Origin of the sequence: Pseudomonas sp. LRP2-20 (assembly GCF_024349685.1) — a bacterium.
Taxonomy (GTDB): domain Bacteria; phylum Pseudomonadota; class Gammaproteobacteria; order Pseudomonadales; family Pseudomonadaceae; genus Aquipseudomonas.
Window position 1 is genome coordinate 5,694,555 of the sequence record NZ_AP025944.1, and the last position, 21,839, is coordinate 5,716,393.

Below are 21,839 nucleotides of genomic sequence, written 5' to 3' on the forward strand. Positions count from 1 at the left end.
TGGGGCCGCTTCGCGCCCCATTCGCGGGACAAGCCCGCTCCCACAGGTAATTCACCACATTTGAGGTCGGTGGAGGACTTGTGGGAGCGGGCTTGCCCCGCGAATGGGCTGCAAAGCAGCCCCAATCAATGGTTCAGCGAACGACGATACCGCGCGAAGCCATGTAGGCCTTGGCCTCAGGCACCGTGTACTCGCCAAAGTGGAAGATGCTGGCCGCCAGCACCGCACTGGCATGCCCTTCCAGAATCCCGTCAGCCAGGTGCTGCAGGTTACCCACACCACCCGAGGCAATCACCGGAATCCCCAGCGCATCGCTGATGGCGCGGGTCACGCCCAGGTCGAAGCCGTTCTTCATGCCGTCCTGGTCCATGCTGGTCAGCAGGATCTCCCCGGCCCCCAGCCCTTCCATCTTCTTCGCCCACTCGACGGCATCCAGCCCGGTCGGCTTGCGCCCGCCGTGGGTAAAGATCTCCCAGCGCGGCGCTTCACCCGGCCCGGACACCTTCTTGGCGTCGATGGCGACGACGATGCACTGCGAACCGAAACGGTCCGCCGCCTCGCCGACGAACTCCGGGTTGAACACAGCGGCGGTGTTGATCGAAACCTTGTCGGCACCGGCATTGAGCAGGTTGCGGATGTCCTGCACGGTGCGCACGCCACCGCCCACGGTCAGCGGGATGAACACCTGGCTGGCCATGCGTTCGACGGTATGCAGGGTGGTGTCGCGGCCGTCGACGCTGGCAGTGATGTCGAGGAAGGTGATTTCGTCGGCACCCTGCTCGTTGTAGCGACGGGCGATTTCCACCGGGTCGCCGGCATCACGGATGTTCTCGAACTTGACGCCCTTGACCACCCGGCCGTTGTCCACGTCCAGGCAAGGGATGATGCGCTTGGCCAGTGCCATGGTTCAGTCCTCAGCCTTGGTAGTTGTCGCAGAAGGCCTGGGCCTCGGCAACATCGAGGGTGCCTTCGTAGATGGCACGGCCGGTGATGGCGCCGATGATGCCTGGGGCCTTGGCGTCCAGCAGGGCCTTGATGTCGCCCAGGTTGTGGATGCCACCGGAAGCGATCACTGGAATGCGTGTGGCTTCGGCCAGGGCCTTGGTGAACGGCACGTTGCAGCCCTGCATCATGCCGTCCTTGGCGATGTCGGTGTAAACGATCGCCGAGACGCCATCAGCCTCGAAACGCTTGGCCAGGTCGATGACCTGCACCGAGCTGACCTCGGCCCAGCCGTCGGTGGCGACGAAACCGTCTTTCGCGTCCAGGCCGACGATGACCTTGCCCGGGAAGGCCTTGCACGCCTCGGCGACGAACTCAGGCTGCTTGACCGCCTTGGTGCCGATGATCACGTAGCTGACGCCAGCCTTGACGTAGTGCTCGATGGTTTCCAGCGAGCGGATGCCGCCGCCGATCTGGATCGGCAGGTTCGGGTAGCGCTTGGCGATGGCGGTGACCACTTCACCGTTGACCGGCTGGCCTTCGAAGGCGCCGTTGAGGTCGACCAGGTGCAGGCGGCGGCAGCCACCTTCGACCCACTTGGCGGCCATGCTCACCGGGTCGTCGGAAAATACCGTGGAGTCTTCCATGCGGCCCTGGCGCAGGCGCACGCAGGCACCGTCCTTCAGATCGATAGCGGGGATAATCAGCATCTTGGGAACCTGTCTGTTCTTAGGGTTTCAGGGCTTCTCGAGCGCCCACAGATCGCTTTCGATGCTCTCGAACCGCTCCTTGAGGTGCAGCTGAACATCGGCAATCGCCCTGTTGTAGTAATGGGGTGCAATTTCTTTGCTGAACAGTTCGAGGACCTCGGCCACCTCGAATGACCCAAGCTCCAGCTCGAAGCGGTCTTCGAGAAAGCGCTTGAGCGTGTCGAGCGCCTCGTGTTCCTCTTCGGGGGCCAGGGTGATGACCGGGGCCTTGGTCTTCGAACGGCTCATTACCAGCGCCCGTCCCAGGCGACGAAGTTCTGCAGCAGCTGCAGGCCATGGGTATGGCTCTTCTCCGGGTGGAACTGCACGGCAAAGCGCGAGCCATCGGCCAGCGCGGCGGCGAAATCGACGCCATAGTGGCCACGGCCGACCACCTGGCCTGGCTTGCCGGCATTGATGTAGTAGCTGTGCACGAAGTAGAAACGCGCACGGTCGGAAATGTCGTGCCACAGCGGGTGGTCGATGGTCTGGCTGACTTCGTTCCAGCCCATGTGCGGCACCTTCAGGTGCTCGCCGTCTTCTTTCAGGTCTTTGCCGAAGAAGCGCACCTGGCCAGGGAACAGGCCGATGCAGTCGACACCGTCGTTCTCTTCGCTGTGGTCGAGCAGCGCCTGCATGCCGACGCAGATGCCGAGGAACGGGCGGTCCTGGCTCACTTCGCGGACCAGGCTGTCGAAGCCCAGGCGGCGGATTTCGGCCATGCAGTCGCGGATCGCACCCACGCCTGGGAACACCACGCGGTCAGCCTCGCGGATCACTGCGGCGTCGCTGGTGACCAGCACCTTGCCGGCGCCGACGTGCTCGAGCGCCTTGGCCACCGAGTGCAGGTTGCCCATGCCATAATCGATTACGGCTACCGTCTGCATTTACAGGCACCCTTTGGTCGACGGCATCTGCCCGGCCATGCGCTCATCGAGGGTCACGGCCATGCGCAGGGCGCGGCCGAAAGCCTTGAACACGGTTTCGATCTGGTGGTGGGTGTTGTGGCCACGCAGGTTGTCGATGTGCAGGGTCACCAGGGCGTGGTTGACGAAGCCCTGGAAGAATTCCTGGAACAGGTCGACATCGAAGCCACCAACGGTGGCGCGGGTGTAGGGCACATGCATCTGCAGGCCTGGGCGGCCGGAGAAGTCGATGACCACGCGCGACAGCGCTTCGTCCAGCGGCACGTAGGCGTGGCCGTAGCGGAAGATGCCTTTCTTGTCGCCGATGGCCTGGGCGAATGCCATGCCCAGCGTGATACCGACGTCTTCGACGGTATGGTGATCGTCGATATGCAGGTCACCCTTGCACTCGATATCCAGATCAATCAGCCCATGGCGGGCGATCTGGTCCAGCATGTGTTCAAGGAAAGGCACACCGATATCGAATCGGGCCTTGCCACTGCCATCGAGGTTGATCGAGCACTTGACCTGGGTTTCCAGGGTATTGCGCTCGACGGAAGCCTTACGTTCGACCATCACCAGCTCCGCAAAATCATTGGGCGAAAAGGGTTCCATTATAGGCCCAGAACGCGCCCGCTTGAAACGCGGATGACATATGGCATGGCAAGGAATTGCGGGGGCGGACGGCCCTACAGGTCTATACAACCAGGTAATTGGGGCTGCTTCGCAGCCCCAAAGCAGTTACATCAATGGAACAGCACAGCCGTCTTCTGCAGGGTAATCCACACCCCCCAGGCCAGCGGCACAACCACCACAGCCCAGGCCAGCAGCACCAGCGGCAGGCTGCCCGGCGCGGCGTGCCACTCCAGGGAACGGGCACCGTCAGCGCCTTTGTCGTGGCTCAACGCACGCTCGGCAGCCAGTTCGGCATCGGTCATGAAGTACTTGTCGGCCACCGGACGGATCAGCAGGTTGCAGACGAAGCCCAGCACCAGCAGGCCGGCAAGGATATACAAGGTCATGTCGTATGCCGCTGCACGCTCCACACCCGCCGCCAGCTGGTACTCGCGCAGATAGGTGATCAGCACCGGGCCCAGCACGCCGGCTGCGGCCCAGGCGGTCAGCAGGCGACCGTGGATGGCACCGACCATCTGCGTGCCGAACAGGTCGGCCAGGTACGCCGGCACGGTGGAGAAGCCACCGCCATACATCGACAGGATGATGCAGAACGCCGCCACGAACAGCGCCACGTTACCCAGGTGGCCCATGTTCGGTACCAGGCTGTAGAGGCCGACGCCCAGGGCGAAGAAGGCGAAGTAGGTGTTCTTGCGGCCGATGTAGTCGGAGAACGACGCCCAGAAGAAGCGGCCACCGATGTTGAACAGGCTCAACAGACCGGTGAATCCGGCAGCAATGGCGGCGATCTGCGCCAGTTGCGCCGCGTTCAACTCACTGAAGCTCAGCTCGTTGCCCAGCAGCTTGCCGGCGAACACCTCCTGCAGCAGCGGCGAGGCCATGCCCAGGATGCCGATACCGGCCGAGACGTTCAGGCACAGCACCAGCCAGACCAAGGCGAACTGCGGGGTCTTCCAGGCGACGCTGACATGCACGTGGCGATCGGTGACCATGCCGTTGCCGACTTTCTTCGCCGGGGCGGTCCAACCTTCAGGCTTCCAGCCGGTCGGCGGCACACGGTAAGCCAGGGCACCGGCCGTCATGAACACGAAATAGATCGCAGCCATGGCGACGAAGCTCTGCCACACGCCCACTTCCTGCGCGTTGCCGAAGTGGCCCATCAGCGCGGTAGCCAGCGGTGCGCCAACCATCGCGCCACCACCGAAGCCCATGATCGCCATGCCAGTGGCCATGCCGCGCTTGTCCGGGAACCATTTGATCAGGGTCGAAACCGGCGAAATGTAGCCCAGGCCCAGGCCGATACCGCCGATCACCCCGGAACCCAGCCACATCAGCCACAGCTGGTGGGTCTTCACGCCGATCGCCGAGATCAGCATGCCGCCACACCAGCACAGCGCTGAAACCAGGCCAGCCTTGCGTGGGCCGGCGTGTTCCAGCCAGCCACCCAGCACCGCTGCCGAGCAGCCGAGGAAGACGAAGAACAGGGTGTAGATCCAGCTCAGCATCGAGATCGGCCAGTCGCATTCGGCGCTGAACATGCGGGCGATGAAGCCCATGTCTGCCGAACAAGCGACAGGCGCGGTAATGCCGATGGCTTGCGACAGTGGCAGCCAGAATACCGAGAAGCCATAGGCCATGCCGATGCACAGGTGAATGGCCAGGGCGGCTGGCGGGACCAGCCAGCGGTTGAAGCCCGGGCGGGCGATGATGCGCTCCTTGGACAGGAAGCTCGGCGCGCTGGCCAGCCCCCCTGCCGCGATTGTACTGCTCATGGATTCGATCCTTTTGTAGGTAGACAGTGCTGGCGGATAGCGTCCCAGGCTCTTGTTCTCGCACGCAGGGCGAACTGGCCTTGTCCCTGGGTAACGGCCCGCGACAATGGGTCGCGGCCGCTCCGCAAAGCGGCACAAGGGTACCAGCTCGCAGATGACATGAAAGCAATTTGATATCGTTATTTTTCGCGCAGCTGAAACGGTATTTCTGCGCCGTCTGCACTGGTCTCTTCGCGGGCAAGCCCGCTCCCACAGGTACAGCACAGCGTTCGAGAGCTGGGCAGATCCTGTGGGAGCGGGTTTACCCGCGAAGCATCCAGCACAAATGGAACTGCCGAAACCACAACGGTCGAATCCCGCAATCATCGGAAATGTCCTGCATCGCTAGTCGAATACGCAGGGCCCACCCATGCGGCGCTATACTCAGCCGTTCGGAATTCACACTACGGACTACAAGGACTCGCCCATGAAAGCGTTCGGCAAAATCCTGGGACTGGGGCTTCTCGGGTTGCTGCTGATCATCGTGGCGCTGGGCTTCGCCCTGACCCACCTCTTCGATCCCAACGACTACAAAGACGAGATCCGCCAGTTGGCACGTGACAAGGCCCACGTCGAGCTGACCCTCAATGGCGACATCGGCTGGAGCCTGTTCCCCTGGCTGGGCCTGGAGCTGCACGAAGCCAGCATCGCCACCCTGACCAAACCCAAGGAACCCTTCGCCGACCTGCAGATGCTCGGCCTCTCGGTACGTGTGCTGCCATTGCTGCGCCGCGAAGTGCAGATGAGCGATGTGCGCGTCGAAGGGCTCAACCTGACCCTGGCACGTGACGAGAACGGCCACGGCAACTGGGAAGACATCGGCAAGCCGCTACCGGCTCCGACCGAAGGCGCTGCCAATGCCCCGGCCCAGGCACCTGCCGAGCAACCCGCAAAACCTGCTGAAAGCAGCAGTGAGCGCGCGGTCAAACTGGACATCGACAGCCTGACCGTGAATAACGCCCGGGTTTACTACACCGATGCCAGGAGCGGCCAGAGCTACAGCGCCGAAAGCATCCAGCTGAGCACTGGCCCGGTCCACGAAGGCACCAATATCGCCGTCAAGGCCAGCGCCTTCCTCAGCGCCAGCCAGCCGGCCATCAAGGCCCGCACCGAGCTGGCAGGCGAACTGCGCTTCGACCGCAAGCTCAAGCGCTACAACTTCGAAGACATGCGCCTGACCGGCGAAACGTCGGGCGAACCTACAGGTGGCAAGACTGTCACCTTCGGTGCCCAGGGCCAGCTGCTGGTCGACATGGGGGCCAACGTGGCCTCGTGGAACGGCCTGAAAGTTTCGGCCAACCAACTGCGCGCCCTCGGCGAGCTGAACCTGCGCGACCTCGACAAGGCACCGCAACTGAGCGGCGGCCTGTCCATCGCCCAGTTCAACCTGCGCACCTTCCTCGACGGCATCGGCCACCCGCTGCCCGCCACCCAGGACCCGGCCGCGTTCGACAAGCTGGAGTTGGTCACCCGCCTGCAAGGCACGCCGACCAGCCTGACCTTGGCCGACCTTGCCTTGAAGCTGGACGACAGCACCTTCACCGGCCGCGTCGCCATCGAAGACTTCGCCAAGCAGGCCCTGCGCCTGCAGCTCAAAGGCGACAGGTTCGACGCTGATCGCTACATGCCAGCCAAGAGCGAACAGGCCAAGGGCGCCACCGCCGCCCGCCAGGCCGAGGTCCAGCAACAGGAAGCCACCGCCGTGGCCGGTGCCGGCAGCACACCGCTGCCCAACGCCCCGACCCAGGTGGCCTGGAGCGACGACAAGCTGTTGCCGGTCGACCGCCTGCGCGTGCTCGACCTGCAAGCCGACCTGGCCTTCGGCTCGCTGACCCTGGACAAACTGCCGATCAGTGACGCCCAGCTGCAGGCCACCGGCCAGGGCGGCCTGCTGACCTTGCAGGCCCTGCGCGGCGGCCTCTACAACGGCACCTTCGAAGCCAAGGGCAACGTCGACGTGCGCCCTGCCGTGCCGCAGATCGGTATCAACACCAGGATCAACCGGGTACCGGTCGAGCACTTCATCAAGGCCGAAGGCAAGGAGCAGACGCCGCCGGTCAAGGGCCTGCTGACCCTGGCCAGTGATCTGACCGCCACCGGCAACAGCCAGAAGGCACTGGTCGACACCCTCAATGGCAGCGCAAACTTCACCATCAACGACGGTGTACTGGTCAACGCCAACCTGGAACAGCAACTCTGCCAGGCCATCGCCACCCTCAACCGCAAAACCCTGAGTGGCGAGCCTCGTGGCAAGGACACCCCGTTCGAAGAACTGCGCGGCAGCCTGGTGATTCGCAATGGCGTAGCCAGCAACCCGGACCTCAAGGCACGCATCCCGGGCCTGACCGTCAACGGCCATGGCGATCTCGACCTGCGCGTGCTGGGCATGGACTACAACGTCGGCGTGATCGTCGAAGGCGACCAGCGTGCGATGCCCGACCCGGCGTGCCAGGTCAACGAACGTTTCGCGGGCGTGGAAGTGCCGCTGCGCTGCCGTGGCCCGCTGGAGCTCGGCGCCAAAGCCTGTCGCCTGGACCAGGACGGCCTGGGCAAGGTGGCGGCCAAGCTGGCCGGCAACCGCCTGAAAGACAAGATCGATGAAAAACTCGGAGAGAAAGTGAGCCCAGAATTGAAAGACGCGCTCAAGGGGCTGTTCAAGCGATGACCCCCACGCAGTTCTCCAGCGCCGTGCTGGACTGGTACGACCAGCACGGTCGCCACGACTTGCCCTGGCAACAGGGCATCACCCCATACCGGGTATGGGTTTCGGAAATCATGCTGCAGCAGACCCAGGTCAGCACCGTGCTCAACTACTTCGACCGCTTCATGCAGGCCCTGCCGACCGTGCAGGCCCTGGCTGACGCGCCGGAGGATGAAGTGCTGCACCTGTGGACGGGCCTTGGCTACTACACCCGCGCACGCAACCTGCAGAAGGCGGCGAAGATCGTCGTCGAACAGCATGGTGGCGAATTCCCGCGCAGCGTCGAACAACTCACCGAACTGCCGGGCATCGGCCGCTCCACCGCCGGCGCCATCGCCAGCATCAGCATGGGCATCCGCGCGCCGATCCTCGACGGCAACGTCAAGCGCGTGCTGGCACGCTACACCGCCCAGGCCGGCTACCCCGGCGAGCCCAAGGTGGCCAACCAGCTGTGGGCCACCGCCGAGCGCTTTACCCCACAGCAGCGGGCCAACCACTACACCCAGGCGATGATGGACATGGGCGCGACGCTGTGCACGCGCAGCAAGCCCAGCTGCCTGATCTGCCCGTTGCAGCGCGGCTGCGAAGCGCACCTGCACGGCGAAGAAACCCGCTACCCCGAGCCCAAGCCACGCAAGGCGCTGCCCCAGCGGCGCACGCTGATGCCGTTGCTGGCCAACCACGAAGGCGCCATCCTGCTTTACCGACGCCCATCCAGCGGCCTGTGGGGCGGCTTGTGGAGCCTGCCGGAGCTGGACGATATCGCCCAGCTCGACGACCTCGCCTACCAGCACGGCCTGCGCCTGGCCGACAGCCGCGCGCTGGACGGCCTGACCCACACCTTCAGCCACTTCCAGCTGGCGATCGAGCCCTGGCTGGTGCGCGTCGACCCGGTCGGCCAGCACGTGGCCGAGGCCGACTGGCTCTGGTATAACCTCGCCACCCCGCCGCGCCTGGGCCTCGCCGCCCCGGTCAAGAAGCTGCTCAAACGCGCGGCCGACGAACTGATTGCAGGAGAAGCCCGATGACCCGCACCGTGATGTGCCGCAAGTACAAAGAAGAACTCCCAGGCCTGCCCCGCCCGCCTTATCCCGGCGCCAAGGGCCAGGACATCTTCGACCACATCTCGGAGAAAGCCTGGGAAGACTGGAAGAAACACCAGACCATGCTGATCAACGAAAAACGCCTGAACATGATGAACGGCGAGGACCGCAAGTTCCTCCAGGACGAGATGGACAAGTTTTTCGCGGGCGAGGAATACGCCCAGGCGGAAGGCTACGTTCCACCCGCCGAATGACCCCACGAATCGTAAGCGACGGAATTAATTTAAAATTTTTTCAAAAAGTCGTTGACGGGCCGTCAGAAAATCTATTTAATTCACCTCGTCGCCCAGATAGCTCAGTCGGTAGAGCAGAGGATTGAAAATCCTCGTGTCGGCGGTTCGACTCCGTCTCTGGGCACCACCTTCAAGCTTCTGGTGGTTGCAAAGTTACCCGAAGCGACAACAAGAAACCCGCCTAGTGCGGGTTTTTTGTTGTCTGCATTTTTTGCTTTTAGGATGAGCAGCATCGGTAGCTGCCACCCCGCACCTCAAGCCCTACCCCGCAGTTCGCGGAGATACCACCTCGGCATGTAACCTCAGGCCGAGCGCCGCCATCACTTTCATGATGGTCGCCAGGCTAGGGTTACCCTCCGCCGACAAGGCTTTGTATAACCCTTCGCGAGTCAGGCCCGTATCACGCGCCAGCTGTGCCATGCCACGAGCACGCGCGATATCGCCCAAGGCAGCGGCAAGCAGCACTGGATCGTTTTCTTCAAGGCAGGCCTCGAGGTACAGAGCCATGTCTTCCTCTGTCTTGAGGTGATCTGCGGCATCCCACTTGGTCAGTTTGGTATCAGTCATGGCGGCCTCCTAAAGCTCGCGTGCCAGCTTGAGGGCTGATCTGATATCCCTGGCCTGAGTGGACTTGTCGCCACCCGCCAGAAGGATGATCACCTCGTAGCCTCGCTGAACGAAATACACCCGATAGCCCGGACCGTAATCGATCCGCATCTCGGACACTCCTTCACCTACCGGCTTACAGTCCCCAATCACGCCAAGCTCGACCCACCGCAAGCGCACATTGATACGAGCCTGTGCACGAGCATCCCGCAACGCGGCGAACCACTTCTGTAGCTGTCGGTTTGTAATAGTGTGTGCATGGGAAAAATGTAAACCGTAGTTCACACTACATCAATCTGGACGTGTTTCAAACTATTTGAATGCGCAGCGCCACATCCTCCGCCCACCGGCATTGATCAGCATCAACGACTTCTCCCCCACCCAAACTCACAATCAAAAGTGGACATTCGACCCAACCTCGCAAGGACCTCCATGAGCGAAGAAGCCACCCTCCTGCTCCCCGCCCCCGGCGAATCCTCTTCCCCCGCCCCTGCCGCACCCCGCACGCGCCGCCCTCGCCAACGCAAACCTGAACCCTCCATCACCCAGGTCAGCCAGGCCCCGGCCGCGCTGGAAGTGGCCAGCGCACCGAAAGGCAGTAACGAAGACAGCACCTCGGCGCGCCTGCCGGCCAGCTACCCGTACCGCACCCGTCTGCGCCGCCAGGATTACGAGAAGGCCAAGCATGCGCTGCAGATCGAACTGCTAAAGGTGCAAAGCTGGGTGAAGGAAACCGGCCAGCGCGTGGTGATCCTGTTCGAGGGGCGTGATGCGGCCGGCAAGGGTGGCACCATCAAGCGCTTCATGGAACACCTGAATCCGAGGGGCGCACGGATCGTCGCACTGGAGAAGCCCTCCGAGCAGGAACTGGGGCAGTGGTACTTCCAGCGTTATATCCAGCACCTGCCCACGGCGGGTGAAATGGTCTTCTTCGACCGCTCCTGGTACAACCGCGCCGGGGTCGAGAAGGTGATGGGTTTCTGCTCACCACTGCAGTACCTGGAATTCATGCGCCAGGCACCGGACCTTGAGCGAATGCTGTGCAACAGCGGCATCCTGCTGTTCAAGTACTGGTTCTCGGTGAACCGCGAAGAGCAGCTGCGCCGCTTCATCTCGCGCCGGGACGACCCGCTCAAGCATTGGAAGCTGTCGCCCATCGACATCAAGTCACTGGACAAGTGGGAGGACTACACCGCCGCCAAGGAAGCGATGTTCTTCCATACCGACACCGCCGATGCGCCGTGGACGGTGATCAAGTCCGATGACAAGAAGCGTGCGCGGATCAACTGCATCAGGCATTTCCTGCATTCGCTGGATTACCCGGGCAAGGACCACCGTGTGGCGCATGCGCCGGATGAGCTGCTGGTCGGCCGGGCATCGCGAGGGTTCGAGGAGGATGAGCCGGCGGTGGTAGCCAGTTAGATAGCCGGGGCTGCTGTGCAGCCCATCGCCGGCAAGCGCGGCTCCCACAAGCATGGGAGCTGGCCTGCCCGGCGATGGGCCGCACAGCGGCCCCTTTCAGCAACACTTGGGTTTCCCGGGCAACTGCGCTTCAATACGCGCACTTTTCAGCCACACCCCCAGGATGAGCCATGGCCACCACTTCCAAACAACAGAAACGCGCCAAGCGCGCCGCCAGCAAGGCCAAGCAGAACCGCATGGTGCGCAGCGGCCAGGCGGTCAAGGCCAGCGCCGGTGACAGCGCCAGCATCGAGCAAGTATTCAACAAGGCCATGGAGACCGACAGCTACAAAGAGCTGTTCGCGAAGATGAAAACCGCCCAGGAAACCAGCCTGGTGGCGATGATCTCGGTATTCCTGGTCGACCCGCTGCTGGCCCTGGTACTCAAGGGCCACAAGGAAGAGCACGCCACCGACTACATCGTGCTGGTATTCAACGCCTACCGCACCTGGCTCGACGGCGCCGACGAAGACACCACCATGGCCTGGCTGGAAAGCGATGAATTCCAGGAAGCCTATATCGCGGCATCCGAACTGGTGGCCAAGCAGCAACAGCAGCAGAAGCAGTTTGGCTGAACCGGCCGCATAACCTGCTCCGGCCCTTTCGCGGGACAAGCCCGCTCCCACAGGGGCCGCGCCAGACTTTAGAAATTGAGCAAGACAGTTGCTCCCACAGGGGCCGCGCCACCCTCAGGCCTGTGCTTAACCTGTGGGAGCGGGCTTGCCCCGCGAAGAGGCCCGCACAGGCAATAAAAAAGGCCGCGCCCTGCACAGGACGCGGCCTTTTCATTTCAAGCAGCGCGGATCAGTTGTCCAGCGCCACCCGCCCGGCAGCTTCACGCTTGCGGTGCACCAGCAAGCCCGCCGCCACCACACCAATACTCAGCAGTGCAGTCGCGATGATTTCGGCACGGTGGTCTTCACGCAGCGCCATCACCGCCAGCACAGCAACGATGAAAGCGATGGTCGCCCAGGTCAGGCCCGGGAACAGCCACATCTTGAAGGCGATCTTCTCGCCACGGGCTTCACGCTGGCTGCGCATGCGCAGCTGCGACACGGCAATCACCAGGTACACCAGCAGCGCAATGGCGCCGGAGCTGGCCAGCAGGAACTCGAACACCTGGGCCGGGGCCACGTAGTTGGCGAACACGCAGAGGAACGCGGCAGCGGTCGACAGCAGCACGGCCACATGCGGAGTCGCCGCCTTGGTGGTGCGCTGGGCGATGGCCGGGGCGTCGCCACGCTTGCTCAGCGAGAACAGCATGCGCGACGAGGTATACAGCGCCGAGTTCAGGCAACTGGTCACGGCGACCAGAACGACGATGTCGACGATCAGCTTGGCGTTCGGCACGCCAATGCGGCTGAGCACGGTCTGGTAGGAGCCGACTTCGGCCAGCGCCGGGTCGTTCCACGGCACCAGGGCCACAACCAGGAAGATCGACACCAGATAGAACAGGCAGATACGCCAGATCACCGAGTTGGTGGCACGGCTGATCTGCTTGCCTGGGTCTTTCGATTCGGCCGCCGCGATGGTGACGATTTCGGTACCCATGAACGAGAACATGGTGGTCAGCATGGCCGCCAGCACCGCGCCCAGGCCGTTAGGCATGAAGCCCTGGGTATCGAACAGGTGCGCAGCACCGCTCACCTGGCTGCTTGGCACGAAGCCGAACATGGCGATGCAGCCGACGACGATGAAGCCGATGATCGCCAGCACCTTGAGCAGGGCAAACCAGAACTCGAACTCACCGTAGTTCTTGACGCTGCACAGGTTGGTCAGGGTCAGCGCCAGGGTAATAAGGAGGGAGAAGGCCCACAGGTCCACGGACGGGAACCAGGCGTGGAGGATGGCCGCGGCGGCGTTGGCCTCCAACGGGATGACCAGCACCCAGAACCACCAGTACAACCAGCCAATGGTGAAACCGGCCCAACGGCCAATGGCGCGGTCGGCGTAGGTAGAGAACGATCCCGTATCCGGCGAGGCGATCGCCATTTCGCCGAGCATGCGCATCACTAATACCACAAGGGTACCGGCGGCGGCGTAGGCCAGCAGCACGGCCGGGCCGGCAGCTGCGATGGCATGGCCAGAACCAACGAACAGACCGGCGCCGATAACGCCAGCAATGGACAGCATGGTGACATGCCGTTGTTTGAGCCCCTGAGCGAGGTCATTGGAATTGTTACCGCTCATTAAAACTACCTTTGTAAGGAGTGGACCACTCCGACTGCGGAACCAGAGCGCGCCTGGGGTTGACCTAGGCGTCACTGCAATCGGCGGTTTCCAACTGGCAATAAGCGCGCCACATTCTGAATACATTCGTCAGATTGATACCACGACCTGTAAACGGCGCGGGTTGCAGGGCATTCGGCCAACCTCTGACCGAAAGGACGCCAAATCTCCATGCCAAGTCCGGATTACGGAAATACCCACTTACAAACGCACCAAAGGTGCTCCCCGGTAACACCTTTGCACCAGTGCAACGCACAAAAGTGCAACCCAGCGGTACAACCCGAATACCCCTCGGGCACCACCCCAAGTCGCACCCGTTGCGGCAGGTTTCATCATTGCCGGGCCAAAAGCGCTTCCAACCACTGCGCAAAGCTGGCACCATCGCGCCTTTTTTCATCAAGGCTATGGAGCTGGGAGAGCCGCATTGCGGACATCTGCGCGACGTTGCGCTGCAGCGATGCGACAAACTGCCCCGGCAAGGCCTTGAGCCCCTGCGCCCCTGTTGGCCGTCACATTACCGCTATGCTAGCTTGGCGCTCGCCAGGAAGGCCGCCAACAGCTGGGAACGCACCCGATCACATGAGGACCGCACATGGCCCAGGCCACGCCCGCGCTGGAAATCCGCAATCTGCACAAACGCTACGGCGAGCAGGAAATTCTCAAGGGCATTTCGCTGACCGCGCGCGACGGTGACGTGATCTCCATCCTGGGGTCGTCTGGCTCCGGCAAGTCCACCCTGCTGCGCTGCATCAACCTGTTGGAAAACCCGCACCAGGGCGAAATCCTCGTTGCCGGCGAAAGCCTCAAGCTCAAGGCCGCCAAGAACGGCGACCTGATCGCCGCCGACAACCGCCAGATCAACCGCCTGCGCAGCGAGATCGGCTTCGTCTTCCAGAACTTCAACCTGTGGCCACACATGTCGATCCTCGACAACATCATCGAGGCGCCACGCCGCGTGCTCGGCCAGAGCAAGGCCGAGGCCATCGAAGCCGCCGAAGCGCTGCTGAACAAGGTTGGCATCTACGACAAGCGCCACAGCTACCCCGCCCAGCTTTCCGGTGGCCAGCAACAGCGTGCTGCCATCGCCCGCACCTTGGCCATGAAGCCCAAGGTCATCCTGTTCGACGAGCCGACCTCGGCGCTCGATCCGGAAATGGTCCAGGAAGTGCTTAACGTTATCCGCGCACTGGCCGAAGAAGGCCGTACCATGCTGCTGGTGACGCACGAGATGAACTTTGCCCGCCAGGTGTCCAGTGAAGTGGTCTTCCTGCACCAGGGCCTGGTTGAAGAGCAAGGATCGCCGCAGCAGGTCTTCGAAAACCCGACCTCGGCGCGTTGCAAGCAATTCATGTCCAGCCACCGCTAACGGAGCAATACATGCACACTTACAAGAAGTTCCTCCTGGCAGCCGCTGCCACCCTGGTGATGTCGGCAAACGCCATGGCCGCGGAAAAACTGCGCATGGGTATCGAAGCCGCCTACCCACCGTTCAACAACAAGGACGCCAGCGGTAACGTCGTCGGCTTCGACAAGGACATCGGCGACGCCCTGTGCGCCAAGATGAAGACCGAATGCTCGGTAGTAACCTCCGACTGGGACGGCATCATCCCGGCCCTGAACGCCAAGAAGTTCGACTTCCTGGTGTCGTCGCTGTCGATCACCGACGAGCGCAAGCAGGCTGTCGATTTCACTGACCCGTACTACTCCAACAAGCTGCAGTTCATCGCGCCGAAGAACGTCGACTTCAAGACCGACAAGGCTTCGCTCAAGGGCAAGGTGATCGGCACCCAGCGCGCCACCCTGGCGGGCACCTGGCTGGAAGACAACTACGGCAACGACGTAGAGATCAAACTGTACGACACCCAGGAAAACGCCTACCTGGACCTGGTCTCCGGCCGCATCGACGGCATCCTGGCCGACAAGTACGTGCAGTACGAGTGGCTCAAGAGCAAGGACGGCATGAACTTCGAGTTCAAGGGCGAGCCTGTGGTCGACAGCGACAAGATCGGCATCGCCGTGCGCAAGGGTGACCCGCTGCGCGAGAAGCTGAACAAGGCCCTGGCAGAAATCAAGGCCGACGGCACGTACAAGAAGATCAACGACAAGTACTTCCCATTCAGCATCGAATGATCCGCTTGACCTGCGCGCCCTTGCGGCGCGCAAGTCCCTAGAATGACCTGCCCATGAATATCGACCTGCACGGATTCGGTCCGGCCATGATGGCCGGCACCCTGATGACCGTAAAACTGGCGCTTTGCGCCCTGCTGCTGGGGCTGGTCCTGGGCCTGCTCGGCGCCCTGGCCAAGACTTCCTCGATCAAGCCATTGCAATGGCTTGGTGGCTTCTACTCGACCCTGGTGCGCGGCGTGCCCGAACTGCTCTGGGTCCTGCTTATCTACTTCGGCACCGTCGGCCTGATGAACAGCCTCGGCGAAGCCCTGAACATGCCTGGCCTGGAGCTGAGCGCCTTTGCTGCGGGCGTCATTGCCCTGGGCCTGTGCTTCGGCGCCTACGCCACTGAAGTGTTCCGTGGCGCGATCCTGGCGATCCCCAAGGGCCACCGTGAGGCCGGCCTGGCGCTGGGCCTGTCCAAGGGCCGCATCCTGTCGCGGATCATCCTGCCGCAGATGTGGCGCATCGCCCTGCCGGGCCTGGGCAACCTGTTCATGATCCTGATGAAGGACACCGCGCTGGTGTCGGTGATCGGCCTGGAAGAAATCATGCGCCACGCACAGATCGGCGTGACCGTTACCAAGGAGCCGTTCACCTTCTACATGGTCGCCGCCTGCATCTACCTGAGCCTGACCATCATCGCCATGACTGGCATGCACTTCATGGAAAAACGCGCCGCTCGCGGCTTTGCGAGGGCCGAATAATGAATTGGGAAGTCATCATCAAGTGGCTGCCGCGCCTGGCCCAGGGTGCGACCCTGACCCTGGAGCTGGTGGCCATTGCCGTGGTCGCCGGGCTGATCCTGGCCATCCCGCTGGGCATCGCCCGCTCCTCGCGCCACTGGTACGTGCGCGCCGTGCCGTTCAGCTACATCTTCTTCTTCCGTGGCACGCCCCTGCTGGTGCAGTTGTTCCTGGTCTACTACGGCCTGGCGCAGTTCGACGCGGTGCGCGCCAGCTCGCTGTGGCCGTACCTGCGCGATCCGTTCTGGTGCACCGTGCTGACCATGACCCTGCACACTGCCGCCTACATCGCCGAGATCCTGCGCGGGGCGCTGCAGTCGATCCCCAAAGGTGAGATCGAAGCAGCACGGGCGCTGGGCATGTCGCGCGGCAAGACGCTGTTCTACATCATGCTGCCACGCGCCTCGCGCATCGGCCTGCCGGCCTACAGCAACGAAGTGATCCTGATGCTCAAGGCCAGCGCCCTGGCCAGTACCGTGACCCTGCTGGAACTGACCGGCATGGCCCGTACCATCATCGCCCGGACCTACCTGCCGGTGGAGATCTTCTTCGCTGCCGGGGTGTTCTACCTGGTGATCTCGTTCGTGCTGGTGCAAGGCTTCAAGCTGCTGGAGCGCTGGTTGCGCGTAGACGCCAGCCAGGGCCGCTGAACCCTACTGGCCTCTTCGCGGGTAAGCCCGCGAAGAGGCCCTCGAAAACACCCCACACCTCAAGCCCTGCCCCATGTCCACCTACCTCCACAGCCACCAGTTGCACGACCGCTTCCAGGCCCTCGACCAGTTCCTGATCGAGCACCAGCCGCTGTGGAAACCCCGGCCATTCACCGCCCTGCGCCTGGACTGGGAAACCGAATACGCCGCACTCTCCGCTCACCTGCGCCAATGCACCCTGGCCGATGCCGAAGCCGACATCGACCCGCAAGGCCTGCCGGCCCCGTTCCCGCAACTGGCCGCGCAAGCTGCGCAGTTGTCGGCACTGGGCGAGCTCCCCGACACCGGCCTGCCCAGCGCCGGACACCGCCTCGACGTCAACGTCCCGGGCCGCAAATGGCAACAGATCGAAGCCTTCAGCCGCCGCCTGGGCTTTCGCCAACAGACCCGTCATTGGCTCGACTGGTGTTCCGGCAAAGGCCACCTCGGCCGCCGCCTGCTGCAACCCGGCCAGCAGCTGACCTGCCTGGAGTACAACCCCGAGCTGGTCGCTGCCGGCCAGGCCCTGAGCGATCACCATCAGCTGCCCGCGACACACATACACCAGGATGTGATGGCCGCCTGCAGTACCCAGCACCTGAACCAGGAGAAAAGCGTTGTCGCCCTGCACGCCTGCGGCGAACTGCACGTGCACCTGTTGCGCCAGGCCAGCCAGCAAGGCTGCCGCCACCTGGCCGTGGCCCCTTGCTGCTACAACCGCATCCCCGGCGAGCGCTACCAGCCGTTGTCCACAGCCGCGCAGCGCTCGCCACTGCAACTGAGCATGATCGACCTCGGCCTGCCACTGAACGAAGCCGTCACCGCCAGTGCCCGCGTGCGCCAGCAACGTGACTGCTCCATGGCCCGGCGCCTGGGCTTCGACCTGCTGCAGCGCGAACAGCGCCGGTGCGATGAATACCTGTCCACCCCTTCGCTGCCGATCGCCTGGCTGGACAAACCTTTCGAACAGTATTGCCGTGAGCTGGCCGACCTGCGCAAGGTCGAGCTGACTGGCCAACCGGACTGGGCCGCGCTGGAGGCCGCTGGCTGGCGCCGCCTGGCCGAAGTGCGCAACCTCGAGCGCCTGCGCAACCTGTTCCGCCGCCCGCTGGAACTGTGGCTGGTGCTCGACCGCGCCCTGTTCCTCGAAGAACAGAGCTACGACGTTCGCCTGGGCACCTTCTGCGATTACCCGCTCACACCCCGCAACCTGCTGCTGCTGGCCGAGCGTGACCGTTAGCCGCAGCACAACCTGTGGATAACTCTGTGAACAAGCTTTTGATGAATGGATGGATCCAAGGGCTATTTCAAGCGTTTGGCTTATTCCGGCATCCGCCTCAAGCCCAGTAAAAACAGGTGTTTGCGCAAAGACCGGCGGTATGCGCTGGCGGCATGCCTTTCGCGCACGGCGACAATGCCTCTTGTGTATAAACAAAATTTCGATTAGGCAACAGCTCCCACAGAAGTGCCCAGAAATGCGACTTTCATTGCATCCTCTGTGGGAGCGGGCTTGCTCGCGAATGGCCCTCGAATCAATGCGCCTTGTTCTTGCCCAATTCGATGTCATCCATCAGCGCCTTGGCCAGGGCCAGCAAATAGTCGGCAGCGCCTAATAGCTTGTGGTCGTCCTCCGCGTCCCCCTCGCGCACAAGGTGCTTGATATAGCCGAGCAACACCGACACATGCTCGTAGGCATGGTCGATCGGGATACCCGGCTGCACGCGCAACAGATCGACTGTTGGGTTACCGGCTTCCAGGAAGGTCTGCACACCTGCGGTGACGATGGTTTCAACGGCCTCACTCATGTGCTGCCCCCTTTTCATCGCTCAAGGTCGCCAGTGCATGCTGGAACAGGATCAATGCCGAATCGGCCGCGTAGGCGGCATTGGCCAGCGTGTTCAAACCGGGCTCGCCGGCGTGGAGACGGCAATGTTCATCGATGGTTTCGGCGACGCCGCGGATAAGCTCGGCGCCGTGGGTGATGGCATCTTCGGGGGAGATATCGCTGTGGACGGAGAAGTACGGCGTTTGGATTAGAAGATGGGGTGGATCAGGAACGATTTTTTTCATGACAGCAGCTCCTTGAATGGAACCACCACATGGACCTTTCTCACGGATTCAGGTGGCAGTCGTACACGGGGTGAGAAAACCGAGGGAGCTACAAAGCTCGGCCAGGCCGAAGCCTGCCCGCGTACGACCGCCATAACGGACCAGCCGAATAACTCCTTGTCGGGTTTCTCACACCCGGTCACCAGGAATTGGCAACCCAGGAACGTTATCCCTGGGCCACTTCCCCGCCAACAGAGAAGGGTCGACTAGCCGCGTAGGATAATTCCCAAGTACCCGAGTCCTGAAGCATTTGGTCTCAAGTTCAGAAATCCCTCACAAAATCACCACGGTCTCTGTGGGAGCGGGTTCACCCGCGAAGAGGCCCGACGGTGTATCATCCACGCCCCAAATCATTAAAAAGCTACGTCGCACGCTGCCCGCCAGCCCTGCGACCGTCTGGCGTTGCGCCAGATTCGACAATGGACTAACGGACTACACCATCGTGACCTACACCAAACCCCTTGCCCTGCTGGCCTTCGCCCTGACCTTGGGCGCCTGCAGCAACAGCCCTGCCCCACACCCTGCCAGCAACCTGGACTGGAACACTCCAGGCATGCAGCTGGGCGGCGACAACGGCCTGCCCCTGCGCGTCGAAAGCCCCTGCCGCAAGCGCGGCTGCGACAACGACAAGCTGTTTTTCAACCCTGGAAAAACCGAGCCGAACGTCAACACTATCCACCGCGGCTGGTAAGAAAATTCTCCTTTCAGGCCGGTGACTTAGCTCATTTGCGCAGAATCGCAAGGAAGTGGTTTACAGGCGCCAACCGATCGTTATAATGACGCCCCATTGCCGGTATAGCTCAGATGGTAGAGCAACTGACTTGTAATCAGTAGGTCCCGGGTTCGATTCCTGGTGCCGGCACCATCCAAGGTTCCATAGAAAGCTTTCAACATCTCTGGAACCCCCGAAAACCCCGCCTTCTGGCGGGTTTTTTCGTTTTGGCGTTCCATCGATTTCCGTCAGAAACTGGTGGATTCCAACCGTTTTAGGGGTAGTGTTAGGGGTAAGGTAATTCGATAAAGGGGGAGTACCCTTATGTCGCGCACCACTGCTCCACTCTCCGATTCGGCTTGCCGCTCAGCCAAGCCCACCGACCGCGCCTACAAGCTTTTCGACGGCGACGGCCTCTACCTTCTAGTCCAACCCAATGGCCGTAAAGGCTGGCGTCTCAGGTATGTCAAACCTGATGGACGCGAAGGACTAACCTCGTTCGGCAGCTACCCCGTGGTCGGACTCGCCGATGCGCGCAACAAGCGCCTAGAGGTCAAACGGATGCTGGCGAAAGGCATCGACCCCATAGAGACCAAACACCAAGCCAAGACGCAGGCTGCAATCAAAGGCCGAACCTTTGAAAGCGCCGCACTGGACTGGCACAAAGCGATGTCTGCCAAATGGGCTCCAGGCCATGCCAAGACCGTCCTGAGCCGCCTCAAAACCCATGTCTTCCCGCTGATCGGCGCTCGCTCTATTGTCGATCTGGACACCCATGACCTGATGCAACCTCTGGAAGCGATCCAGAAGCGTGGCACGATTGACGTCGCTTTAAGGGTACAAAACTACCTGCAAAGCATCATGCGCGAGGCGAAACGTGCTCGACAGATCGCGGCAAACCCTGCCTCCGACCTTGAAGGTTTGATCAAAGCCCCGAGGGTTGTTCACCGCCCAGCGTTACCCTTATCGCGCCTGCCTGAATTGCAGGAGCGCATTGAGGGTTATAACGGCCGCGTACTTACCCGGCTGACGGCCATGCTCTCGCTGCATGTGTTTGTCCGCTCCAGTGAACTGCGCTTTGCCCGTTGGAACGAATTTGACCTCAAGCGCGGCACCTGGGAGATTCCCGACACCCGTCCCGCGTTGGACGGCGTCCCCTTTTCCACAAGGGGTACAAAAATGGCCGGGGATATCCATCTTGTACCCTTATCGCCGCAAGCCGTGGCCCTGCTTGAACAGATCCACGTCCTCACCGGTAAATTCGACCTGGTGTTTGCAGGCGATACCAAGCCCTGGAAACCCATGTCTGAAAACACGGTGAACAGCGCGCTTCGAAAGATGGGCTACGACACCAAAACCGAGATCTGCGGCCATGGCTTTCGTTCGATGGCCTGCAGCGCACTGATCGAATCAGGATTGTGGTCGGAGACAGCCATTGAACGGCAGATGAGCCACAAGGAACGCAACAACGTCCGCGCCGCTTACATTCACAAGGCAGAGTTCATCGAGGAGCGCAGGCTAATCATGAACTGGTGGAGTCGGTATCTGGAGGCCAACCGGCAGGAGCATGTCACTCCACACGAATTCGCCAATCAGACCGGAGCGAACGTCACTCGCCTAAAAGCAAAACGTGGCGCAATTGAGTAAGCGCCCAGCCTTCATATCTCAGTGATCCGCTTGTCCACGCGGGTCCATCCAAGCGGGGCTGCAAAGCCGCCCTGCTTGGATGGACCTCACTTAAAAATCTAAAGCCCACGCAACTATCTGTGGAAAACCACTGATTTCCACCGGTGGATAATTTCATCCACAGCCGCAGAATTCCCGAAAATTCGAGCCTTGACCCAAATTATCCACAGGCGTAGAAAAGATCGGGCAAAGCGCTGTCGTTGACAGCAACCCAGGTAGCCAGAACCTTTAAGGCTACGCCACGCGGTGGTGGTTCTCCCAAAGTGCGATTAGCGTCCGGCGGCTCGCACGATCACAGCGATGTGATGGATGCCTACTTTTACCAGTGTGCCCACTGCGGCAACTCATCCCC

23 protein-coding genes and 2 tRNA genes are annotated in these 21,839 nt (G+C 62.0%); 14 read left to right on the plus strand and 11 right to left on the minus strand.

The genetic code is table 11. The features are described from left to right. Window positions 1-133: 133 nt before the first annotated feature. From hisF to OCX61_RS25645, 6 genes are all read right to left on the minus strand, one after another. Window positions 134-904 (minus strand): imidazole glycerol phosphate synthase subunit HisF, encoded by a 771-nt coding sequence (hisF, locus tag OCX61_RS25620; protein WP_011536177.1) that lies wholly within the window; start codon window positions 902-904, stop codon window positions 134-136. 10 nt (window positions 905-914) lie between these two features. Beyond that, a complete protein-coding gene (gene hisA / locus OCX61_RS25625) occupies window positions 915-1,652 on the minus strand; it encodes a 1-(5-phosphoribosyl)-5-[(5-phosphoribosylamino)methylideneamino]imidazole-4-carboxamide isomerase (protein WP_003255731.1) in 738 nt (245 codons plus the stop codon). Between the two features lie 27 nt (window positions 1,653-1,679). Next, the gene (locus OCX61_RS25630) at window positions 1,680-1,940 is read right to left on the minus strand and encodes a DUF2164 domain-containing protein (protein WP_261941886.1); all 261 of its coding nucleotides are present in this window, start codon (window positions 1,938-1,940) and stop codon (window positions 1,680-1,682) included. After that, window positions 1,940-2,578, minus strand: coding sequence for an imidazole glycerol phosphate synthase subunit HisH (gene hisH / locus OCX61_RS25635; protein WP_060512243.1), 639 nt, complete (start codon window positions 2,576-2,578; stop codon window positions 1,940-1,942). Before hisH ends, OCX61_RS25630 begins: the two co-directional genes overlap by 1 nt. Beyond that, window positions 2,579-3,172, minus strand: coding sequence for an imidazoleglycerol-phosphate dehydratase HisB (gene hisB, locus OCX61_RS25640; protein WP_027917570.1), 594 nt, complete (start codon window positions 3,170-3,172; stop codon window positions 2,579-2,581). Window positions 3,173-3,342: 170 nt separating this feature from the next. Next, window positions 3,343-5,004: an OFA family MFS transporter gene (locus tag OCX61_RS25645; RefSeq protein WP_261941887.1), complete on the minus strand. Its 1,662-nt coding sequence runs from the start codon at window positions 5,002-5,004 to the stop codon at window positions 3,343-3,345. Window positions 5,005-5,470: 466 nt separating this feature from the next. On the opposite strand from OCX61_RS25645, the gene OCX61_RS25650 reads away from it, so the two are divergent. The 4 genes from OCX61_RS25650 (at window position 5,471) to OCX61_RS25665 (ending at window position 9,207) form a co-directional block, all read left to right on the plus strand. Next, entirely contained in the window at window positions 5,471-7,708 is a 2,238-nt protein-coding gene (locus tag OCX61_RS25650; RefSeq protein WP_261941888.1) for an AsmA family protein, read from the plus strand. Then, window positions 7,705-8,772, plus strand: a complete 1,068-nt coding sequence (gene mutY / locus OCX61_RS25655) for an A/G-specific adenine glycosylase (RefSeq protein WP_261941889.1) — start codon at window positions 7,705-7,707, stop codon at window positions 8,770-8,772. Before OCX61_RS25650 ends, mutY begins: the two co-directional genes overlap by 4 nt. Further along, a complete protein-coding gene (locus tag OCX61_RS25660; RefSeq protein WP_261941890.1) occupies window positions 8,769-9,041 on the plus strand; it encodes an oxidative damage protection protein in 273 nt (90 codons plus the stop codon). The genes mutY and OCX61_RS25660 overlap by 4 nt, the downstream gene beginning before the upstream one ends. 90 nt (window positions 9,042-9,131) lie before the next feature. Then, window positions 9,132-9,207 (plus strand) — tRNA-Phe (locus tag OCX61_RS25665). A 134-nt stretch (window positions 9,208-9,341) separates the two neighbouring features. Here the strand turns inward: OCX61_RS25665 and OCX61_RS25670 are convergent. Then, a complete protein-coding gene (locus OCX61_RS25670; RefSeq protein ID WP_159412912.1) occupies window positions 9,342-9,647 on the minus strand; it encodes an addiction module antidote protein in 306 nt (101 codons plus the stop codon). Between the two features lie 9 nt (window positions 9,648-9,656). Continuing rightward, entirely contained in the window at window positions 9,657-9,935 is a 279-nt protein-coding gene (locus OCX61_RS25675; RefSeq protein WP_261944364.1) for a type II toxin-antitoxin system RelE/ParE family toxin, read from the minus strand. Window positions 9,936-10,118: 183 nt separating this feature from the next. Here OCX61_RS25675 and ppk2 point away from each other — a divergent pair, with 183 nt between their 5' ends. Together ppk2 and OCX61_RS25685 are read left to right on the plus strand one after the other, a co-directional pair. Then, on the plus strand, window positions 10,119-11,108 hold the full coding sequence (gene ppk2, locus OCX61_RS25680) for a polyphosphate kinase 2 (RefSeq protein WP_261941891.1): 990 nt from the start codon (window positions 10,119-10,121) through the stop codon (window positions 11,106-11,108). 170 nt (window positions 11,109-11,278) lie between these two features. Next, entirely contained in the window at window positions 11,279-11,722 is a 444-nt protein-coding gene (locus OCX61_RS25685; protein WP_261941892.1) for a hypothetical protein, read from the plus strand. 229 nt (window positions 11,723-11,951) lie between these two features. On the opposite strand, the gene gabP is transcribed toward OCX61_RS25685, so the two are convergent. Next, a complete protein-coding gene (gene gabP / locus OCX61_RS25690; RefSeq protein ID WP_261941893.1) occupies window positions 11,952-13,337 on the minus strand; it encodes a GABA permease in 1,386 nt (461 codons plus the stop codon). Between the two features lie 631 nt (window positions 13,338-13,968). On the opposite strand from gabP, the gene OCX61_RS25695 reads away from it, so the two are divergent. From OCX61_RS25695 to OCX61_RS25715, 5 genes are all read left to right on the plus strand, one after another. After that, on the plus strand, window positions 13,969-14,742 hold the full coding sequence (locus tag OCX61_RS25695) for an ABC transporter ATP-binding protein (protein WP_085677911.1): 774 nt from the start codon (window positions 13,969-13,971) through the stop codon (window positions 14,740-14,742). Between the two features lie 11 nt (window positions 14,743-14,753). Further along, entirely contained in the window at window positions 14,754-15,506 is a 753-nt protein-coding gene (locus OCX61_RS25700; RefSeq protein ID WP_261941894.1) for an ABC transporter substrate-binding protein, read from the plus strand. A gap of 53 nt (window positions 15,507-15,559) precedes the next feature. Further along, window positions 15,560-16,252: an ABC transporter permease gene (locus OCX61_RS25705; RefSeq protein WP_085677909.1), complete on the plus strand. Its 693-nt coding sequence runs from the start codon at window positions 15,560-15,562 to the stop codon at window positions 16,250-16,252. Next, window positions 16,252-16,941, plus strand: coding sequence for an ABC transporter permease (locus tag OCX61_RS25710; RefSeq protein ID WP_261941895.1), 690 nt, complete (start codon window positions 16,252-16,254; stop codon window positions 16,939-16,941). The genes OCX61_RS25705 and OCX61_RS25710 overlap by 1 nt, the downstream gene beginning before the upstream one ends. Before the next feature lie 73 nt (window positions 16,942-17,014). Beyond that, window positions 17,015-18,220, plus strand: coding sequence for a methyltransferase (locus OCX61_RS25715; RefSeq protein ID WP_261941896.1), 1,206 nt, complete (start codon window positions 17,015-17,017; stop codon window positions 18,218-18,220). A gap of 292 nt (window positions 18,221-18,512) precedes the next feature. Here the strand turns inward: OCX61_RS25715 and OCX61_RS25720 are convergent, their stop codons facing one another. Together OCX61_RS25720 and OCX61_RS25725 are read right to left on the minus strand one after the other, a co-directional pair. Beyond that, window positions 18,513-18,785 (minus strand): DUF3077 domain-containing protein, encoded by a 273-nt coding sequence (locus tag OCX61_RS25720; protein WP_261941897.1) that lies wholly within the window; start codon window positions 18,783-18,785, stop codon window positions 18,513-18,515. Beyond that, on the minus strand, window positions 18,778-19,050 hold the full coding sequence (locus OCX61_RS25725; protein WP_261941898.1) for a hypothetical protein: 273 nt from the start codon (window positions 19,048-19,050) through the stop codon (window positions 18,778-18,780). Before OCX61_RS25725 ends, OCX61_RS25720 begins: the two co-directional genes overlap by 8 nt. Before the next feature lie 481 nt (window positions 19,051-19,531). On the opposite strand from OCX61_RS25725, the gene OCX61_RS25730 reads away from it, so the two are divergent. From OCX61_RS25730 to OCX61_RS25740, 3 genes are all read left to right on the plus strand, one after another. After that, window positions 19,532-19,780, plus strand: a complete 249-nt coding sequence (locus OCX61_RS25730) for a hypothetical protein (RefSeq protein ID WP_261941899.1) — start codon at window positions 19,532-19,534, stop codon at window positions 19,778-19,780. Window positions 19,781-19,878: 98 nt separating this feature from the next. After that, a tRNA-Thr gene (locus OCX61_RS25735) sits at window positions 19,879-19,954 on the plus strand. 171 nt (window positions 19,955-20,125) lie between these two features. Beyond that, window positions 20,126-21,448, plus strand: coding sequence for a tyrosine-type recombinase/integrase (locus OCX61_RS25740; RefSeq protein WP_261941900.1), 1,323 nt, complete (start codon window positions 20,126-20,128; stop codon window positions 21,446-21,448). The last annotated feature ends 391 nt before the right edge of the window (window positions 21,449-21,839 follow it).

Excerpts from the sequence above, each read along its gene's own strand:
- hisF (WP_011536177.1), bottom strand. The coding sequence starts at position 904 with ATGGCACTGGCCAAGCGCATCATCCCTTGCCTGGACGTGGACAACGGC.
- hisA (WP_003255731.1), bottom strand. The coding sequence starts at position 1,652 with ATGCTGATTATCCCCGCTATCGATCTGAAGGACGGTGCCTGCGTGCGC.
- OCX61_RS25630 (WP_261941886.1), bottom strand. The coding sequence starts at position 1,940 with ATGAGCCGTTCGAAGACCAAGGCCCCGGTCATCACCCTGGCCCCCGAA.
- hisH (WP_060512243.1), bottom strand. The coding sequence starts at position 2,578 with ATGCAGACGGTAGCCGTAATCGATTATGGCATGGGCAACCTGCACTCG.
- hisB (WP_027917570.1), bottom strand. The coding sequence starts at position 3,172 with ATGGTCGAACGTAAGGCTTCCGTCGAGCGCAATACCCTGGAAACCCAG.
- OCX61_RS25645 (WP_261941887.1), bottom strand. The coding sequence starts at position 5,004 with ATGAGCAGTACAATCGCGGCAGGGGGGCTGGCCAGCGCGCCGAGCTTC.
- OCX61_RS25650 (WP_261941888.1), top strand. The coding sequence starts at position 5,471 with ATGAAAGCGTTCGGCAAAATCCTGGGACTGGGGCTTCTCGGGTTGCTG.
- mutY (WP_261941889.1), top strand. The coding sequence starts at position 7,705 with ATGACCCCCACGCAGTTCTCCAGCGCCGTGCTGGACTGGTACGACCAG.
- OCX61_RS25660 (WP_261941890.1), top strand. The coding sequence starts at position 8,769 with ATGACCCGCACCGTGATGTGCCGCAAGTACAAAGAAGAACTCCCAGGC.
- OCX61_RS25670 (WP_159412912.1), bottom strand. The coding sequence starts at position 9,647 with ATGACTGATACCAAACTGACCAAGTGGGATGCCGCAGATCACCTCAAG.
- ppk2 (WP_261941891.1), top strand. The coding sequence starts at position 10,119 with ATGAGCGAAGAAGCCACCCTCCTGCTCCCCGCCCCCGGCGAATCCTCT.
- OCX61_RS25685 (WP_261941892.1), top strand. The coding sequence starts at position 11,279 with ATGGCCACCACTTCCAAACAACAGAAACGCGCCAAGCGCGCCGCCAGC.
- gabP (WP_261941893.1), bottom strand. The coding sequence starts at position 13,337 with ATGAGCGGTAACAATTCCAATGACCTCGCTCAGGGGCTCAAACAACGG.
- OCX61_RS25695 (WP_085677911.1), top strand. The coding sequence starts at position 13,969 with ATGGCCCAGGCCACGCCCGCGCTGGAAATCCGCAATCTGCACAAACGC.
- OCX61_RS25700 (WP_261941894.1), top strand. The coding sequence starts at position 14,754 with ATGCACACTTACAAGAAGTTCCTCCTGGCAGCCGCTGCCACCCTGGTG.
- OCX61_RS25705 (WP_085677909.1), top strand. The coding sequence starts at position 15,560 with ATGAATATCGACCTGCACGGATTCGGTCCGGCCATGATGGCCGGCACC.
- OCX61_RS25710 (WP_261941895.1), top strand. The coding sequence starts at position 16,252 with ATGAATTGGGAAGTCATCATCAAGTGGCTGCCGCGCCTGGCCCAGGGT.
- OCX61_RS25715 (WP_261941896.1), top strand. The coding sequence starts at position 17,015 with ATGTCCACCTACCTCCACAGCCACCAGTTGCACGACCGCTTCCAGGCC.
- OCX61_RS25720 (WP_261941897.1), bottom strand. The coding sequence starts at position 18,785 with ATGAGTGAGGCCGTTGAAACCATCGTCACCGCAGGTGTGCAGACCTTC.
- OCX61_RS25725 (WP_261941898.1), bottom strand. The coding sequence starts at position 19,050 with ATGAAAAAAATCGTTCCTGATCCACCCCATCTTCTAATCCAAACGCCG.
- OCX61_RS25740 (WP_261941900.1), top strand. The coding sequence starts at position 20,126 with ATGTCGCGCACCACTGCTCCACTCTCCGATTCGGCTTGCCGCTCAGCC.